This window comes from Bradyrhizobium sp. BWC-3-1, from assembly GCF_032917965.1.
Classification (GTDB): domain Bacteria; phylum Pseudomonadota; class Alphaproteobacteria; order Rhizobiales; family Xanthobacteraceae; genus Bradyrhizobium; species Bradyrhizobium canariense_D.
In genome coordinates this window covers 6,777,912-6,794,588 of sequence record NZ_CP136625.1, presented here as the reverse complement: position 1 = coordinate 6,794,588, position 16,677 = coordinate 6,777,912, and the positions used below count along the sequence as shown (strand labels likewise).

Below are 16,677 nucleotides of genomic sequence, written 5' to 3'. Positions count from 1 at the left end.
CCAGCTATAGCAACCGTTCACCGCTCGGTCGACCAAACGCGACGGCTAGATCGGCTCGGCTGCTCTTGGGCGGGCCGTAGTGCCGATCACTGTCCTAAAGTTGCGAAAAGTGAGATAGCTGATCGAGCAACGTTCTCGAAGCTCGAAGGTCTGCTGTGTCAAAACCTTCCGTGAACTTCTCGTAGACGGGAGCAAGACACTCCTGAGCTTCGTTAGGCAGCTTCTGCTTCAGCTTCAAACGCGCCATCGCCATTGCGCACCGAAGTTCCCAGAACATTGCGCCTTGCTTTCGAGCCAAATTGAGCCCGTCTTGAAGGCACCCTTCGGCTATCGAGAGAGATTCATTGAACCGCATCTCGATTAGTATCTCAGCTTTTACTCGAAGAAGTTCGGGGACGTACCAGCGCTCTCCGCCGCGCGCGGCATGAGTCAATGCCAAATCAATCGTTTGCACAGATTCAGCAAGTTGTCTCAGGCCCGCCAAGCCTTCTCCGAGCGTACCTAGAAATTCTGGATAGCAGACGGTCCAACCAGTTTGCTCGCACCTTCTAAGAGAGGTTTGCAACAAGCGGATGCCTTGGTCAAAATCTCCGCGTTTGATCAGTAGTTTCGCCTCCAGGCAGTTGGCTAGAGTTTTCCACCAAGCCGCATTGTGCCTCGTAGCTACGTCCTTCAGAGTGCGGATCGCGTTCTCGGCTGCTTCTAAATTGCCGGTCATCAGCATGAGGGGACAGGTCGTCCAGGCTAGGGGATAAAGCAGTGACAATCCACGGGCTGCTGCGCCTGCTTCCTCGACACTCCTTTCAGCTTGTTCGGTGGCTTGGTCAATGAAGCCTTCGAGCCAGAGGATTCGGGCCAACATTGCGCGAGCAAGCGCGCGTTGGTCGTAATGAAACCACACCTTGTCATGTTGATCTGCCGGAGCAATATAGTGCCGAACCACTCGCTCGAAGTACGGCTTGGCCTCGCGTTGTCGACCCTGATACTGGAGGGTCGCGCCGAGAAGTCGCTGACCGACCAGAATAGTGGTTGCATCATCCTTGCGTCGCGCTAGGGCGCAGAATTGCTCGGCAGTATGTTGCGCGGCGCGACATCCACCGGTGTTGAATTGCACCAGCCAGAGAGCCCAGAGCCCCCGCAACTGAGCTTCGCGATCGTCTAAACATTTCGCCAGTCCCAGCCCTGCAGTGGTCGCATCCATCGTCGTTTCGATGGAACCCATCGTCCAAACCAGCGCCGTGCCAAGCGCGATATACAACTCCATTTGCAAGCGCTTGCCCTGAGACGGCTTGCGCTTGAGACGGCAGAGCGCCACTCTCGTTCTGTCTCGGCACTCGGTCATCAGCGCATGGTGCAACCAAACGGCCGCGTATCCTGCCGTCAAATCAACGCCGATCTCGTCATCTCCACTCGCTGAAAAACACCAGTCCAGCGCAGCGCGAACGTTGTCCATTTCACGGCTGCAGCTATCCACCTCCTGAATCACATTTCCAGGTTGGCTGATGACAGCAGAGTGCGAGAAGCACTTCTGAAAAAACATCGCATGAAACCTGGAGGTCCTTTCGACTTCTCCCGCTTCTGAAGCCTTCTCGAGCGCATACGCTCTTACCGTTTCGAGCAGTCGCCAACGGCGCGGAGAGGAGCCATCAATTGCCACAAGCGATTTCGCGATGAGGTTCGCGATACCCTCGACCACTTGTGAGGATCCAAAGTCGCATTCTTGCATTAAATAGATTGCGGCATCGAGGGTAAAACCCCCAACGAAAATAGCTAATCTTCGAAGCAGACACCTTTCGGGCGCGGAAAGGAGCTCATAGCTCCAGTCCAGAGTAGCGCGAAGTGTTTGATGTCTCGCAAGTGCTGTTCGATGGCCTCCAGTTAGCAACCGGAAGCGATCATCCAGCCGTGCAGCAACTTCTTCAACCCCGAGCGCGGTCGAGCGCGCTGCAGCGAACTCGATCGCGAGCGGAATGCCGTCGAGCCTTCGGCAGATGGCGGCAACAAGTGCGATGTGATCTCGATCTGACGCGTGGCCCAAGTGCACAGCATCCATTCGGGCGAGAAAAAGTTGGACGGCGCTGTACTCACGAGCATGGCGCGACATCTCAGAATCGCCCGGTGGAACATCGAGCGGTGGGACGTGGTAGACATATTCCCCCTCGATTCGCAGACCCTCACGGCTGGTCGCTAACACAGACGCGTTCCGACACATTGTTACGATCGTCTGCGCAAGCTGGGCTGCGGCCCCTATGAGGTGCTCGCAGTTATCGAGAATGAGCAACAGTTTCTTTCCGCCGATCGCGTGCGCAACGGCCTCAAATGAGATTTCATCGCCGCCCACGCGGAGTCCAAGAACATGCGTAACGGCTGAAGGCATAAGGCGGGCGTTCGTTATCGATGCCAGTTCGACAAGCCAGCAGTCGCCTCGCCAACTCGGAAAGAGACCGCGGCCGAGCTCCATGGCCAGCGAACTTTTTCCGATTCCGCCGGGACCGGTCAATGTCACGACGCGAAAACGGGTTAGGGCCTCCGACAGATGGTCCAACGCGGAGCTTCGACCTATCAGAGGCGAGGCGGGAAGTGGCAAGTTTGTTACATGCGCCGCAGCGGGCCCTTGGCCCACTGCGCTTTCGTCCCGGTGCGCAGCCACGCTATCGGTTTCTGCACAGGGCATCCAGTTTCCAGTCAACCGATAGCCCCGGCCGGAAACGGTCTTCAGAAGGTGACGGTCCTCCCCAAGAGCTTTTCGTACGGAAGAGATGTGGAAGTGAAGCGTATTCTCTTCGACCACTGCGCCGGGCCACACCGCTCGCATGAGCTCATATTTGTTCACGAGTTCGCTGCGCGCCCGCAGGAGTGCCTCAAGAACTTCGAATCCCCGGCTTCCCACCGGGGCTGCCGTGCCGCGCCGTCTAAGCTCGCGCTTGGAGAGATCGATCTCCAGGTCACCAAACGCATACACGACTGCCTCGTCCCTCTCCCCACGCTACTGCTCCAGATCCCATCTGTCTCAGAACTTCTCAGAAAGTTATCACGGAACTGGCGGCCCTTATGAGGAAAATAGACTTGGGCTGCGCGGACACCGCGAAGGTTCCAAGGCCTCTTGCCTGAAGGAGTGCCGGCATGAATGGACTCAGAGTTCTACTTGCAGCGATGGTCTTTGCTCTTGTCGCGGCACCTGCAAAAGCAGGAGGATCCCCATCGATCGGTTGGGCGGATGAGCAGGCGCCTGGCTTTTATCGGCTACGTTTGGGAGATTTCAAGATAACAGTGCTGTCGGACGGAACTGCATCCCGTGATCTATCTAAGATCATGAGTAAACCGACCGTTGTGCAGGACGCCTTTAGGACATCCCATGAAAACCTTCCTACCGATATTTCGATCAACTGCTTTCTCGTAGATACCGGAGCAACCAAGATCCTTATCGACACAGGAGCCGGCGCTCTTTTTGGAGCGAGCTCGGGTCACCTCATCTCGAACATGCGCGCGTCCGGGTATGCCCCGGAGGACATCAACGCAGTCTTATTGACCCACATTCACGGCGACCACTCTGGAGGCTTAACAGTGGCAGGGCGGCGTGTTTTTCCGAATGCGTTGGTCTATGTCGATCGACGCGATGTAGCCTACTGGCTAAACGGGGCCGAAAAAGCGAATGCCGCACCGAATCGAAGACAAACGTTTGAGCAGTCGCATCAAACGGTTGACCCCTACGTCCAAGCAGGAAAGTTGCGTCCCTTCGATGGGGCGACTGAATTGTTCCCAGGAATTCAGAGTGTTTCTCAATACGGACACACGCCAGGACATTCCGCCTACATGCTGAACAGCGACGGCAACCGCCTGCTGCTCTGGGGCGACATTGTGCATGCGAGCGAGGTGCAGTTCTCAGATCCGTCGATTGCGATTGAATACGATGTCGATGCGCGCGAGGCAATTTCGTCGAGACATCGTGCACTCGCGGCCGCTGCAGAGACCGGATACCTCGTGGGCGGCGCGCACGTGTCCTTCCCAGGTCTTGGCCACGTCCGCCTTGAGCAAGGTACTTACACTTGGGTGCCGGCACCCTACCGTTCATCGCCGTAAATCGTGTCCAGAGAGGGCGGCCATATCGCCGGATGATGGAGACGGACATTGGCGCGATCGCCGGTTGCAAATAGACGTTTCACCGGTGGCAAGGGTGTCAGAGCCTCGGGAACGACGGACCTGGACCTTGCTCCAAGAGAAGACCTGTTTTCGTTCGGCCCTTTCACATTGTCTCCTGCAGAAAGGCTTCTTTGTCGGAACGGCAAGGCGATTCAGTTGGGCGCACGCGCGCTGGATATACTGATCGCGCTGGCTGATAATGCGGGTCAAGTCGTCAGAAAGAAAGATCTGGCAGCGCGGGTCTGGCCCGGTCTTGCCGTCGAAGAACCATGCATCCGATTCCATATCGCGGAGCTGCGAAAGGCGCTTGGCGACGGTAGCGCCGGCGCCCGTTACGTAGTTACCTTGACGGGGCAGGGCTATTGTTTAGTCGCCCCGGTTATCCACTCGAGCGCCCCGACGAAGCCGGCGAGCCTGGACCTACCACCCCACCAGCACAGCATGCTCCCCCGGCCACTTGCGCGCATGGTTGGCCGGAACGAGACGGTTGCCGAGATTTCGTCCCAACTCCTTACAACTCGCTTCGTCACTATCTTAGGCGCGGGCGGCATGGGCAAGACCACAGTTGCCTTGGCAGTCAGTCATGGTCTGCTCGCAACGTTCGACGGAGCTGTCTACTTCGTCGACTTTGGCACCATCAATGATCCTTCGCTCGTCCCGAGCGCCCTGGCTTCCGCTCTCGGCCTCCTGGTGCACGCCTCGGATCCCATCCCTAGCTTGATGAAGTTCCTTCGCGCGCGACGACCGTTGCTCGTTTTCGATAGTTGCGAGACCATCATTGACGCCGCAGCCGCGTTGGCAGACCGCATAAATCAAGAGGCGCCGGACGTCCATATTCTGGCCACTAGCCGGGAAGCGATGCGTGCAGAGCGAGAGTACATTCATTGGCTATCGCCGCTGCAAGGCCCGCCTGACGATGCTGAACTGACAGCGGCGCAGGCCCTCACGTACCCGGCTGCACAGCTTTTCGTCGAACGTTTGATAGCACGCGGACAGCGCTTTGAACTTCGCGATGCGGATGCGCCAATGCTCGCCAAGTTGTGCCGGAAGCTCGACGGTGTCGCTCTTGCGATCGAACTAGCTGCCGGCAGCCTGAACGCCCATGCCCTCGACGGAATTGTAAACCTGCTGGACAGCCGCCTGATCTTGTTCTGGATGGGGCGGCGTTCCGCCACGCCCCGTCATCAAACCCTATGCGCGACCCTTGATTGGAGCTATGCGCTTCTGCCGGAGCGTGAGCGCGTAGTTCTCTGCAGACTGTCAGTCTTCACCGGCACCTTCACTGTAGACGCGGCTCAGGTACTCTCGCCTAACGACGATGCGATGGTGTTGCCATCCATCGCGAGTCTCGTCACTAAATCGCTAATCGCAGTGGTGTGCGATGGGGGGACGACGCGCTACAGGCTGCTGGATATGACCCGCGTCTATATGCTGGAGAAACTACACGCGTGCGGCGAACGCGACGAAATCTCTCGCAAACATGCTGCCTACTACCAAGAGCTGATCGATTCACTTGCACGACTCCCGGCCGTTGGTGCGGAGGTTTACAGAGAGCACCTTACCAACGTTCGTGCCGCCCTCGATTGGTGCTTTGGCGCGGGTTGCAGAGAGCTCGGAATCACGCTTGCGGCGAGTTCAACGCAGCTGTTTCTTCAATTGTCGCTATTGACTGAGTGCCATTGTTGGGCAGGTCGGGCAATCGCAGAGCTCGGCCAGGCTCGTGGAACGCGCGTCGAGCTCATTCTGCAGTCCGCGTTTGGACTGTCGCTCATGCTCGTCGAAGGAAACAGCGCCGAAGCTCGAGCCGCTTTCCTCAGGGCAATCGCGCTTGCCGAGCAGCTAGGCGATGTGGCGAGTCAGCTGCGGCTCCTGGTCAGGCTCCACTTTTTCACGGAACGAATAGGAGAATTCCAAGCAGCGCTGGCTTTGGCTCAGCGCGGAGAACGGGTTTCTCAAGAGCTAGGGGATCCACAGGGCATCGCCGCCGCGCATTCCATGCTAGGCAGCTCTTATCACATCATGGGAAACCACTCCGAGGCGCGCCCGCACCTTGAGGCAGCGGCGGCGCCAACCCAAGCGTCTCCTTGCGCCGTTACAAGCAACTACGGCTTCGACCCGTGCAGTCGGGCGGCGGTAGTACTGGCTAGGACTCTTTGGGTTTTGGGTTTTTCCGATCAAGCAACGGTGCTCGCGACCAGGACCGTGGCAGCAGCCGAAGCAAGTGGCCACCCGATTCCGATCTGTATCGCTCTCATCTGGGCCGTATCCACATATTTTGGGACCGCTGAGTGGGCGAAGGCTCAAGAGAGCATCGACAAGTTCAATTTTTATGCCGACCGATATTCCCTAGATTCCTACCATGCAGTGGGCGTCGGTGCGACTGGTAAATTGCTGGTCAAGCGCGGCGATGCCGAAGCCGGCGTAGAGCTGCTTGCTAGATCTTTGCAAGCTCTGCACTCGGGTCAATACGAACTGCACACTGCGGCGTTCAACAGCGCTTTGGCGGAGGGTTGGTCGATGCTCGGACAATTCGACCGGGCGCTGACAATGATCGATAACACCATCTCGTTGGTGAAGACCGCTGGAAACGTGTTCAGATTGCCGGAATTGCTCCGGCTCAAGGGATTAATACTCTCATCTCGTCGGTCACCGGATCCGGATAGCGGCGAAGAATATCTTTTGGAGGCACTCCAGTTGGCCGGTCGCCAGTCGGCACTAGCGTGGCAATTGCGAACAGCGTTAGACACCGCCGGGCTTTGGCTCGCCAAGAAAAGAAGTATGGACGCGTACAACGTGCTCGCCCCGATTTATGGGCGATTTACAGAAGGCTTCCAACGGCCTGACCTGATCGAAGCCAGAAGATTGCTGGACGGAATCGAGCAATCGAGAATCTCGAGGCCGTCCTGATAACGATACGGAGATAGAAACAACTCCATTCCGTCTACTTAGCCACCTTTGCAGGCAGTCAGATGGTCGTTGTCCGGCTCATCGAAGTTAATTGATCTGTGATCGTTGACGGATCATCCCTCAACGCACGGTGGACGCATTGATCAGCATTGCTCACCTCCGCTGTAGAGCGCTCTGTTGAAGCTCGACACATTCAAGCACCTGAGACGTTCGCCCGTGGAAGCGTCGCCTTCTCAGGGTTCATCAAACATTGAGCCATCCAACGCCCAAGCCCCGGACGATCGGGCATAAGATTTGGACGATTGCGGTCTACCGCGCGCAACTCCGGTGCAATAGGTCTCCGGTCGCTGAAGATCAGTGTCGCATCTACGTTCCAATTGAGTAGGCTCCATGAAAATCCTCATCGCTTCCTCGCCGTTCACTGGGCATATCAACCCGATGTTTTCCATTGGGCGGATGCTTGTCTCCCAAGGGCACGAAGTCGCCGGTCTGTCCGCCAGCGCGATGCGTAGCGCGATCGAAGGGGCTGGCGCCACATTCTACCCTTTTCCTGACGCGATTGACCGCGATTACCGGGACATGGCGGCCGTTTTCCCCGACTACAAGGACATTCCGCCCGGCCTGGAGATGTCGCGCTTCTATCTAGAGCGGGTGTTCATTGATCCCATTCCTGCACAGGATGAGGGGCTGAAACGTGTATTAAGCGAGTTCTCGGCCGACGTGATTCTGGCGGATAATCTCTTCTTTGGCGCTTTTCCAATGCTCCTCGGCTCGAGTTTGGATCGGCCACCAATTATCCTTTGCGGCACGATGTTTTTGCACTTCCGGCGTGACGACGGTGCTCCGAACTTTGCAGGCTTGCTGCCGGCGCAGAACGAAGTCGAGCGCGAGGCCTACGCTGTCATCGCCAAAGACCACGAGGAAGTGCTGTATCTGCCGGTTCGCAAACATCTGAACAATTGTCTCTGGCGCATGGGCATCAAGCCTTTGGCCATGGATGCTCACGAAGCCGCGGTGGTGCTCCCTGACGCTTATCTTCAGCTCACCGTCCCCGATTTCGAGTTTCCGCGGCGGGATCTGCCGCGTTCGATCAGCTTTGTCGGCGCTTTGCCAATCATTCCGAGACAGGCGCCACTTCCTCCTTGGGCTCGCGATCTGGATGGATCACGCAAGGTGGTACTCGTCACCCAGGGAACCGTATCGAACCACAATTTCGACCAGCTGATTATTCCCACGCTCGCAGCGCTTGCGAATGAACCTGATGTACTCGTGGTCGCCACCACCGGAGGCCGCCCTATCGAGGCGATTGCGAGTGCTATTCCATCCAACGCACGCATCGCAACCTACTTGCCATTCGAATGGTTGCTTCCCCACGTCGATGCTTTGGTCACCAACGGCGGCTACGGGAGCGTCAATCAGGCCCTCAGTTTTGGCATTCCGCTGGTCGCCGCAGGCCTGACCGAAGACAAGGCGGACACGAATGCCCGCGTGGCATGGTCCGGTGTGGGGATCGATCTTAAGACGCAGGAGCCGACCTCATCCGCTCTTCGCGAGGCAATCCGCGCCGTGCTGGACATGCGATCATACCGTGCGCGAAGCGCCCGCATGGCCGCGGAATTCGCCAAAATGGACACTAGATCCGAGATCCTCAGCATTCTTGACGACGTGGTACGCGACGCAGCCCAAAGGCGCGGTCGTGCGCGGGCAATCTAACCTTGGCGTAATGGTTCAGCATACCGTCAGTCGACATGCGGCTGCATAGCCCTCCGCGCCTTGCGGGATCTTGCAGGTTCTTGCAGCTCCTCGCGAGCCTCGGCTCGCGTTCAAAGATACTGTCTGTGCAACGTATTTCGAAAGCAGGGCGGGTCCGGCCCGACCGGATGCGTCCAGCGAGGAGAAAGCGATGAAACGTCCTTCCCTGCGCGCAATAGCACTAGGAGCAATGATAGCGATGGCCCAAGCCGCCCCGACGATGGCCTCCGATGCCGCAACCGATCCGAATATTGATCCCGAGATCCGCACCTTCCTCGCCGAATTAAACAAGGATACGAGTCCCTTCTGGGAAAAGCCGGGACCGCAAGTTCGAGCTGTTCTTACCGGCTTGCAATCGAAGACACCGGTCGACCTTTCAGGCGTAACAATCTCGGAGAAAATGATCTCTGAGAACGGGCAGCAGGTGAAGCTCTACGTCATGAAGCCGGTGAACGCCGCCGGAAACTTGCCCGTGCTTCTGTTCATCCACGGCGGCGTTTGGATCGCTGGTGACTTCGAGAACCACAAGCGGCTCGTCCGGGACCTCGTCGTCGGCTCAGGTGCAGCGGCGGTCTTTGTCGAATATACGCCCATTCCGGACGCAGTGTTTCCAACGCAGGTCGAGCAGGCATATGCCGCGGCAAAGTGGGTTTCCGAGCACGGTGCGGAGATCGGCGTCGATGGTGGCCGAATTGCCGTCGCCGGCAACTCGGTGGGTGGCGATATGTCTGCTGCACTAACCTTGATGGCAAAAGACCGTGGAGGACCGTCTATTCGCCTTCAGGTGCTTCTTATTCCGGCGACCGACACCAATTTTGAGACAGAATCCTACCGCAAATTCAAAAGTGGCCGCTTCCTTGCGCGTGCCTTCATGGAGTTCGGCTGGAGTATCTATGCGCCGGATGAGAAAACGCGACACAATCCTTACGCCGTCCCGATGCGGGCCAGTATCGACCAACTTCGTGGCCTGCCGCCTGCACTAGTCATCACCGCCGAGAATGACCCTCTCCGTGATGAAGGCGAAGCCTACGCCCGGAAGCTAAAGGAGGCCGGTGTTGACGTGATCGCCAGCCGCTACTCCGGAATGATCCATGATTTCGTTCTGCTCAACGGCATCCACAGTGTAGCCGGCGTACAAGCGGCTCTTCGCCAAGTCAGCGCGGAGATCAGAAGGCGTTTGAGCCCCTGAGCGGAGTGTGCACTCCCCGCAGTTTTGACCAGGGTGTGCGCTCGGCATAAGCCCCGCTCTTTATCGTGCGAAGCACGGTGGCCCTGAAGAGCGGAGACAAGAGCTGAAAGGATTTGATGAAGATGGCCGGTCTCAGAGACAAGGTAGTGTTGACGACCGGGGCTTCCTCCGGAATTGGCGCCGCGATTGCACGGGAAGCAGCTGCTCGCGGCGCTATTAGCGTTCTCGTCGGGAGAAATGCAGCGAAGCTGGCTGAGGTCGAACATTCGATACGGCGCAATGGAGGACGCTCAAAAGCATATGTTTGCAACTTGACGAATTCGGACGAAATAGAACGCCTCCGAACGCGAGTGGCAGCTGAAGCAGGAGTGCCGGACGTCCTGGTAAACAACGCTGGGGGCGGCCGGTGGGCATATTTGGAGGAATGTTCGTACGCTGAAATCGACGAGATGATCTCAGCTCCTCTTCGCGCCGCGCTTTACGTCACGCGTGCATTTCTGCCGGAAATGCTTCTCCGGGGGAGCGGCATGATAGGGAACGTGACTTTCATCGGGGCCTTCCTTCCATGGCCCGGCGCGACGGGCTGCACAGCCGCTCGGTGGGGCATGCGCGGACTTCATGAAGCCATGAGAGCGGACCTGAGAGGAACGAATCTCACGGCAACCCTGGTGGCGGCTTCAGCTGTGGAGACGGAATATTGGGCCAAGAACCAGACCAAGCGTCCTACAACTCCAGCCTGGCTTCCAGTCCTCAAGGCTGAGGCGGTCGCATGTGCTTCCCTGAATGCGCTGACTAACCGGCAATCAATTCTGGTCTTGCCGAAGGGGATGTTGCTTCTCCGCGCGCTGCACTTCTTGGTGCCGGGAATGGTCGATCGCCTGATGCAGCGGTCGACTGCAATGTCGCGCAATCGTCTCGCTGAAAGCCACCAACGTCCGGGATAAACATGAGCTGGGTTATGCCGAAATTGCCTGCCCTGCGCTGATCTCGCGATCGAGAGTAGCCCGACGACATGGACATCCTCACAGACGTCATCAATCGTGTTCAGCTTAGTGGAACCCTACTGTTCCACTACGAGCTAGGACGACCATGGAACGTGGCGCTTCCCCAGACACCTGACGCCGTCTTCCACTATCTCCGTCACGGCTCGGCCACCGTCGTACTCGAGGAGGGACGGGAGATACGCATCAAAGACGGTGATTTCATTCTAATCGCGCGCGGTGAGCCCCATATCGTCCGGTCCGGCCGCCGGACGAAGCCCCTCTCCCTATTCGAACTTGAGCGGCGACCGGCGCATCTCGGGGTGGTTCGTCACGGCGGTGACGGGGAGCCCGTCTCGACCTTAATCTGCGGCTACTTCATGCTGGCCCGGCCCACGCGGATGAATCCGCTCCAAATGCTTCCATCCATTTTGCATCTGAGACCCGATCACGATTGGCTTGAGGCAATCCTGCAGCGTATCGTAGATGAATCCGCCATTCAGCGCCCCGGACAGTGCGCCGTTCTGGCAAGGATTACAGAGGTTCTGTTTGTCGAAGTGCTGAGAAGCTGGGCCAAATCCCTTGGCTTTCGCAAAAGTGGGTGGCTTGGCGCATTGGCAGACCCACAAATCGGCAAAGCCCTCCAATTGATCCATGAACATCCGGGACGGCGCTGGAGTCTTCGCGAACTAGGGCGCTGCGCGGGCTTGAGCCGGACGTCTTTCGTCGACCGCTTTACGAAACTCGTGGGACAGCCCGTGCATAGCTACCTCGTCTCTCGAAGAATGGACGAAGCTGCTCTATTGCTCATATCGACAGACGAAGCCATTGCTCGAATTGCAACCTCTGTTGGTTATGGCACGAGGGCGGCTTTTTCGAAGGTTTTTCAGAAGCATTTCGGCACTTCGCCCGGTCGCTACCGCTCACTTGGGCGCAGGGGCCGCTTCAGAGATCATCGGAGAATCGCTCAGCAAATGCACAAGGTTCCCGTGCAAAAAAACCGCCCATGATGCATTCGGTTGACACTCCGATGATGCTTGAACTTATCCGTCCTCCCTTTCTAGTTGCAGCGGCCGCACTTGCCGGCGCCATCTTTCTGATTGATACCTTATCGTCTCTGCAGTTTGCCGTGGCATCACTTTATGTGATCGTTGTTTTGATCGCCGCCCATGATCTTCATCGGCAAGGCGTTCTCATAACGGGCGCCGCCTGCGCATTGCTCACGGTGGCGAGCTATGTGCTCGTGCACGGATTTGCGGTGGATGGAGCCGCCCCATTGCGCTCCGCAGTTAGCTTGGTTTCAATCCTGATTACTACGGTTCTAGTCCTGCGGAGCATTTCCGCAAACGAGCGCGTAAAGAAGGTTGAACGGGAGCGCGCGAACCTTGCTCGTTTTTTCTCGCCGGCAATTGTAGATCAGCTTGTCGGTATTCACATCCCATTCTCCTTCGCGCGCAGCCAGCCGGCGGCGGTACTGTTTGCCGACATGATCGGATTTACGGCTTTTTCCTCGGGCAAGTCTCCAGCTCTTGTAATCGGCCTGTTACGCGATCTACTGCGCTTTCTCAGCGAAGCGGTCTTTCTGCATCACGGATCAATAGACAAATTTCTGGGCGATGGCCTCATGGCATTCTTCGGCCCCCCCTTGACGAGCCTGCGCGATGCAACGAACGCCGCCGCGTGCGCCCTGGAGATCGTCAATTCAATCGAACATTGGAATCACCGGCATGCCGATTGTAGCGAGGAGGCTCTACGCGTTGCCGTCGGGATCCACTATGGGGAGGTCATACAAGGAGATGTTGGCAGCGAAAAGCAGCTTGAGCTTACCTTGGTCGGAGATACCGTGAACATTGCAAGCCGTGTTGAAGCCTATTGCCGCAATCTTGGTGCCGCGGTGCTGGTCACCGACGCATTCATGCAGGCGCTGCTCGCCGAAGGTAGTCTTGAGCTTGCCAAAGCCTTCACAGACGAAGGATTACACATGCTGCGGGGCCGCAAAGAGCCCATTCATCTTTTTAGCCTGGGAAGAGAGCCAAACCAGGGGAAGCCGCCAGTTGAACGAGGTGGTTCACAACTTCTGCTGGATAAATCCCCATAAGATGACAAAGGGACACCACAGAACTGGAGCGGCCTCTCCCATCTCGAGGGCTCTGAATGCGATCGGTGATCGATGGACACTGCGGATTGTACAGGACGCGTTGGAGGGTAGCAGAAGGTTCGGACAATTTCAAAGAAGTCTCGGACTCGCCAAGAACATCTTGTCCGCCAGACTGAAAACGTTGGTTGAGTTTGAAATCTTCAGAATCTCACCAGCTTCTGACGGAAGCGCATATCGCGAGTACAACTTAACTGCGAAAGGCCGAGCGCTGTGCAGCGTCCTTGTCGCCATCCGCCAATGGGAAGAGAAATTTACGTTACCCGGCACGAACGCCACTCCTCCGCTAGATCGGGTAGGTAACATCTATTCACGACAAGTTTTTTGCTTGATTGCTCCCCGCGCTACGAATTCACCGAAAGGGTCCGCTATGAATACCGAAGCGAAAGTTGCTGTCATAACAGGTGCGTCGCAGGGCATAGGTGCAGCGCTAGTCAAAGCGTACCGCGATCGCAATTATCGGGTGGTGGCTACCTCGCGTTCGATCAGAGCCTCGGACGATGATGGACTCCTTGTAGTGCCGGGAGACATCGCGGATCGGAGGACCGCCGAGCGCGCGATTTCGGAAGGCGTTGCGCGATTTGGCCGCATCGACACGCTTGTAAACAACGCAGGAATATTTATCGCGAAACCGTTCACCGAGTATAGCGAAACTGATTATGCGGCGATGCTTGGTGTCAACCTCGCCGGCTTTTTTCACATGACACAGCTCGCCATTCCCGAGATGGAGAAGCGAGGCGCAGGTCATGTCGTCCAGATCACAACGAGCTTGACGGATCATGCCCTCCACAGTGTACCGTCCGTGCTGGCATCATTGACAAAGGGTGGTTTGAATGCCGCGACTAAGTCGCTTGCGATCGAATTTGCTACGCGGGGAATCAGAACGAATGCGGTCTCCCTAGGTGCAATCAAATCACCGATGAATCCGCCCGACACGCATGCGAGACTTCACATCTTACATCCCCTCGGCCACATGGGTGAGATAGCCGACGTTGTGGATGCGGTCTTCTACCTGGAGTCGGCGGAGTTTGTGACGGGCGAGATCCTACACGTTGATGGCGGTCAAACCGCTGGTCATTGAAGTTCACACACGGGATCAGAATGGCACCTTCTCGCCTTGACGAAGGCCGCCGCGGCTTAGGGCTTCTGCAGGTGCGACCATCCAGGTCTCGACTTCGCTACGTCCTCAGAATCAGCGGCATCGCCACAAGTTGGTCAGGGCTCCAGATCCGGATGGCGGGCCCGCTGGGCCAGCTGCAACAGCGTCGCCGCCGGCCGGCGACCGGCCTTAGCGCATTTGCTGCAGCGAAGTCGGCTGGCTAAGTCGTGCACGAAAGTGGTCGGCGGATGGCGCAGCGCGGCCATGTCGACGTCCCGCTTGGTCTTGCATCGCGAGCATTCGATCTCGATCCAAGCATAGCCACCGTTGACGGCCTGGTCGATCGTAGGCGACGGATCGATTGGCCCGCCGTCCGCCCACATGCGCTCGTTGAAAGACTCACACAGAAGCCGGTCGGCCTGCTTTATTAAGGACTCGCCCTTGGCCCGGGCTACGGTGGACTGGGCGGCGAGGATCGTCGTCATGGCGCGGGCGCGTCCGAGCTCCTTGGCAAGGGCCTTGCGGTCGCCTCCGGAGAGCGGGGTCGGATGGTGCTTAGGGGCCATGACCATGCCAACTATGGCATTTCGTATGTCGGCCAGCAGCCGTCTTCCTCATGGCGCCCCGTCCGCTGCGTGCACGTGTTGTCCAGGAGCCGCTGGCCGACATCACGCCAGACCGCGTCGGGACCGTACAGCCTGACGGCATCGACCTTCTGGATTTCGACGGCTCGGCCGCACCGCCGGCAGCCCACTCTCAGTAGATGCTGGGGAATTTGGCCCAGCCGCGTCGGGACCCCCGCTGCGCCATCGCTCAACGAACCGCCGTCGGCACGGGGGTCCTCCAGTAGAGCTCGCCAGTATTCGGGCGGGAGATCCTCGCCCGGAGCCGGTACGGGTGCGGGAGGGCCCTTTCTGGCGACGGCAGCGGCCATCTTCTCCATTTGCTTCCGGGTCGGCATGCGCCAGCTGGGCAGGACGGTCAGTCATGCCGCATTAGAACATAACAAGAACATTGGAGTCGAGTCCGTGGAAGCCCGGAGGTTAGTGTTGGACGCGAGGGACACATCCGCGCGTTCTTCAGCGGCTATCATCGAAGTAGTCCGCGATGTAGTCGATGCTGTAGGCCACAACCCGCCGGCTCCCATTTTCCAGGAAATCGGCAGAACGGCATAAAACGTTCCAAGATTTTGTGTCTTTTCCGCCATGTCAAACGCCGTGAAAGGCGTACCCCGCAAATTGAATTTGTTTGTCCCGAGTGAAGCGCAATCTAACACCGGACTTGCGACCAGGCGCCAAGCTTCTTCACAATGTGAACGTCTGAGACCCGCCCGAGGATTTTGCGGATGACGGCCAAAATCGATCTGCTGACCCTGCAATTGTTCGTGGCGATCGTCGAGGAGCAGAGTATCGCGAAGGCGGCGGAGAAGAAGAGCATCGCTGCGTCCGCGGTCAGCCGCCGCATCTCTGATATCGAGGACCGCTTCCAGGTCGAACTGCTGCACCGCCACTCCAAAGGGATCGAGCCGACATCGGCCGGTTTCGCGCTGCTCGAGCACGCCCGCATCATCCTTGGAAATCTGAGCAAGCTCGAGACCGAGCTGACGGGATACCGGCAGGGCAAGCGCGGTCTCATCCGGGTCTGTGCCAACAAGTCCGCGATCCTCGAAGCCTTGGCGGACGAGCTCAGCGTGTTCCTGGAGCGGCATCCGCTGGTCCACATCGACATCGAGGAGGACTTAAGCCCCGCGATCGTGCGCGCGGTGGTGGAGAACCGGGCCGACATCGGCATTTTCGGCGGCAACATCGACGGACAGGATCTGGAGTTGCTGTCCTACCGCAGCGACAGCTTGGTCGCCCTGGTCACGCGCGACCACCCGCTGGCGGGCCGCAGCAACATTCGCTTCCGCGAGCTGGTCGATTTCGACTTCGTCAGCTTGGAGAAGGGGAGCTCGATCGAGACGCTGTGTGTCAGGGCCGCCGCGGCGCTCGGGCAGCACATGAAGGTGCGCATCCGGGTCAGCAGTTTCGATGCGCTGTTCCGGGTGATCGATGCCAAGATGGGGGTCGGCGTGGTGCCGCTCGAGATCGTTCGCGACCGGTACGGCATCGACAGCCTCGTCACCGTCCCGCTCGACGAGCCCTGGGCCCGGCGCGAGCTCGTCATGGGGGTGCGCGATTACAAGTCGCTGCCCCCAGTCACGAAGCTGCTGGTGGACCATTTGCGGACCCAGGATGAGGCGCGACTCGCCACGGGCGGCGTCTCCGACCGGCTGACGGTCGTGCGCGGGCGAAGCTGACATCTCTCTTGTCAACGCCTGCCATCGCCGGCCGCGATGGCACCCTGCCAAACCATCACTGCACATTTGCGGGACGCTCTTCTATCCTTCTTCCAAGAACGCTGTCGGTCGGCATGATCGGCAGCACATACGGCACATCAAATGCCGAACACGGGA

The 16,677-nt window shown here is 58.2% G+C and carries 12 protein-coding genes and 1 pseudogene; 11 read left to right on the top strand and 2 right to left on the bottom strand.

Features of this window, described 5'->3' with window-relative positions:
* Positions 1–94: 94 nt before the first annotated feature.
* Positions 95–2,962, bottom strand: a complete 2,868-nt coding sequence (locus RX329_RS32695) for an ATP-binding protein (RefSeq protein WP_161494804.1) — start codon at positions 2,960–2,962, stop codon at positions 95–97.
* Positions 2,963–3,123: 161 nt separating this feature from the next.
* Between RX329_RS32695 and RX329_RS32690 the strand changes: the two genes are divergently transcribed.
* The 9 genes and pseudogenes from RX329_RS32690 to RX329_RS32650 all read left to right on the top strand — a co-directional run bounded on the left by RX329_RS32690 (position 3,124) and on the right by RX329_RS32650 (position 14,204).
* Positions 3,124–4,080 (top strand): MBL fold metallo-hydrolase, encoded by a 957-nt coding sequence (locus RX329_RS32690; RefSeq protein WP_317244826.1) that lies wholly within the window; start codon positions 3,124–3,126, stop codon positions 4,078–4,080.
* 48 nt (positions 4,081–4,128) lie between these two features.
* Entirely contained in the window at positions 4,129–7,047 is a 2,919-nt protein-coding gene (locus RX329_RS32685; RefSeq protein ID WP_085357486.1) for an ATP-binding protein, read from the top strand.
* 390 nt (positions 7,048–7,437) lie between these two features.
* Complete coding sequence (locus RX329_RS32680) at positions 7,438–8,760, top strand: glycosyltransferase (protein ID WP_085357488.1); 1,323 nt, start codon at positions 7,438–7,440, stop codon at positions 8,758–8,760.
* Positions 8,761–8,950: 190 nt separating this feature from the next.
* Entirely contained in the window at positions 8,951–9,988 is a 1,038-nt protein-coding gene (locus tag RX329_RS32675) for an alpha/beta hydrolase (protein WP_094183304.1), read from the top strand.
* A 116-nt stretch (positions 9,989–10,104) separates the two neighbouring features.
* Positions 10,105–10,932, top strand: coding sequence for an SDR family NAD(P)-dependent oxidoreductase (locus tag RX329_RS32670; protein ID WP_085357490.1), 828 nt, complete (start codon positions 10,105–10,107; stop codon positions 10,930–10,932).
* A gap of 68 nt (positions 10,933–11,000) precedes the next feature.
* A complete protein-coding gene (locus RX329_RS32665; RefSeq protein ID WP_085357492.1) occupies positions 11,001–11,978 on the top strand; it encodes an AraC family transcriptional regulator in 978 nt (325 codons plus the stop codon).
* A gap of 20 nt (positions 11,979–11,998) precedes the next feature.
* Positions 11,999–13,066, top strand: a complete 1,068-nt coding sequence (locus RX329_RS32660; RefSeq protein ID WP_161494806.1) for an adenylate/guanylate cyclase domain-containing protein — start codon at positions 11,999–12,001, stop codon at positions 13,064–13,066.
* 1 nt (position 13,067) lies between these two features.
* A pseudogene (locus RX329_RS32655) lies at positions 13,068–13,322 on the top strand (winged helix-turn-helix transcriptional regulator); the annotation flags it as partial.
* Positions 13,323–13,493: 171 nt separating this feature from the next.
* Positions 13,494–14,204, top strand: coding sequence for an SDR family NAD(P)-dependent oxidoreductase (locus tag RX329_RS32650; RefSeq protein WP_240543205.1), 711 nt, complete (start codon positions 13,494–13,496; stop codon positions 14,202–14,204).
* Between the two features lie 134 nt (positions 14,205–14,338).
* Here the strand turns inward: RX329_RS32650 and RX329_RS32645 are convergent, their stop codons facing one another.
* A complete protein-coding gene (locus RX329_RS32645; RefSeq protein ID WP_085357514.1) occupies positions 14,339–14,788 on the bottom strand; it encodes a hypothetical protein in 450 nt (149 codons plus the stop codon).
* A gap of 50 nt (positions 14,789–14,838) precedes the next feature.
* On the opposite strand from RX329_RS32645, the gene RX329_RS32640 reads away from it, so the two are divergent.
* Positions 14,839–14,985: a hypothetical protein gene (locus RX329_RS32640; RefSeq protein ID WP_317244825.1), complete on the top strand. Its 147-nt coding sequence runs from the start codon at positions 14,839–14,841 to the stop codon at positions 14,983–14,985.
* Between the two features lie 621 nt (positions 14,986–15,606).
* The gene (locus RX329_RS32635; protein WP_317244824.1) at positions 15,607–16,521 is read left to right on the top strand and encodes a LysR family transcriptional regulator; all 915 of its coding nucleotides are present in this window, start codon (positions 15,607–15,609) and stop codon (positions 16,519–16,521) included.
* Positions 16,522–16,677: the final 156 nt, after the last annotated feature.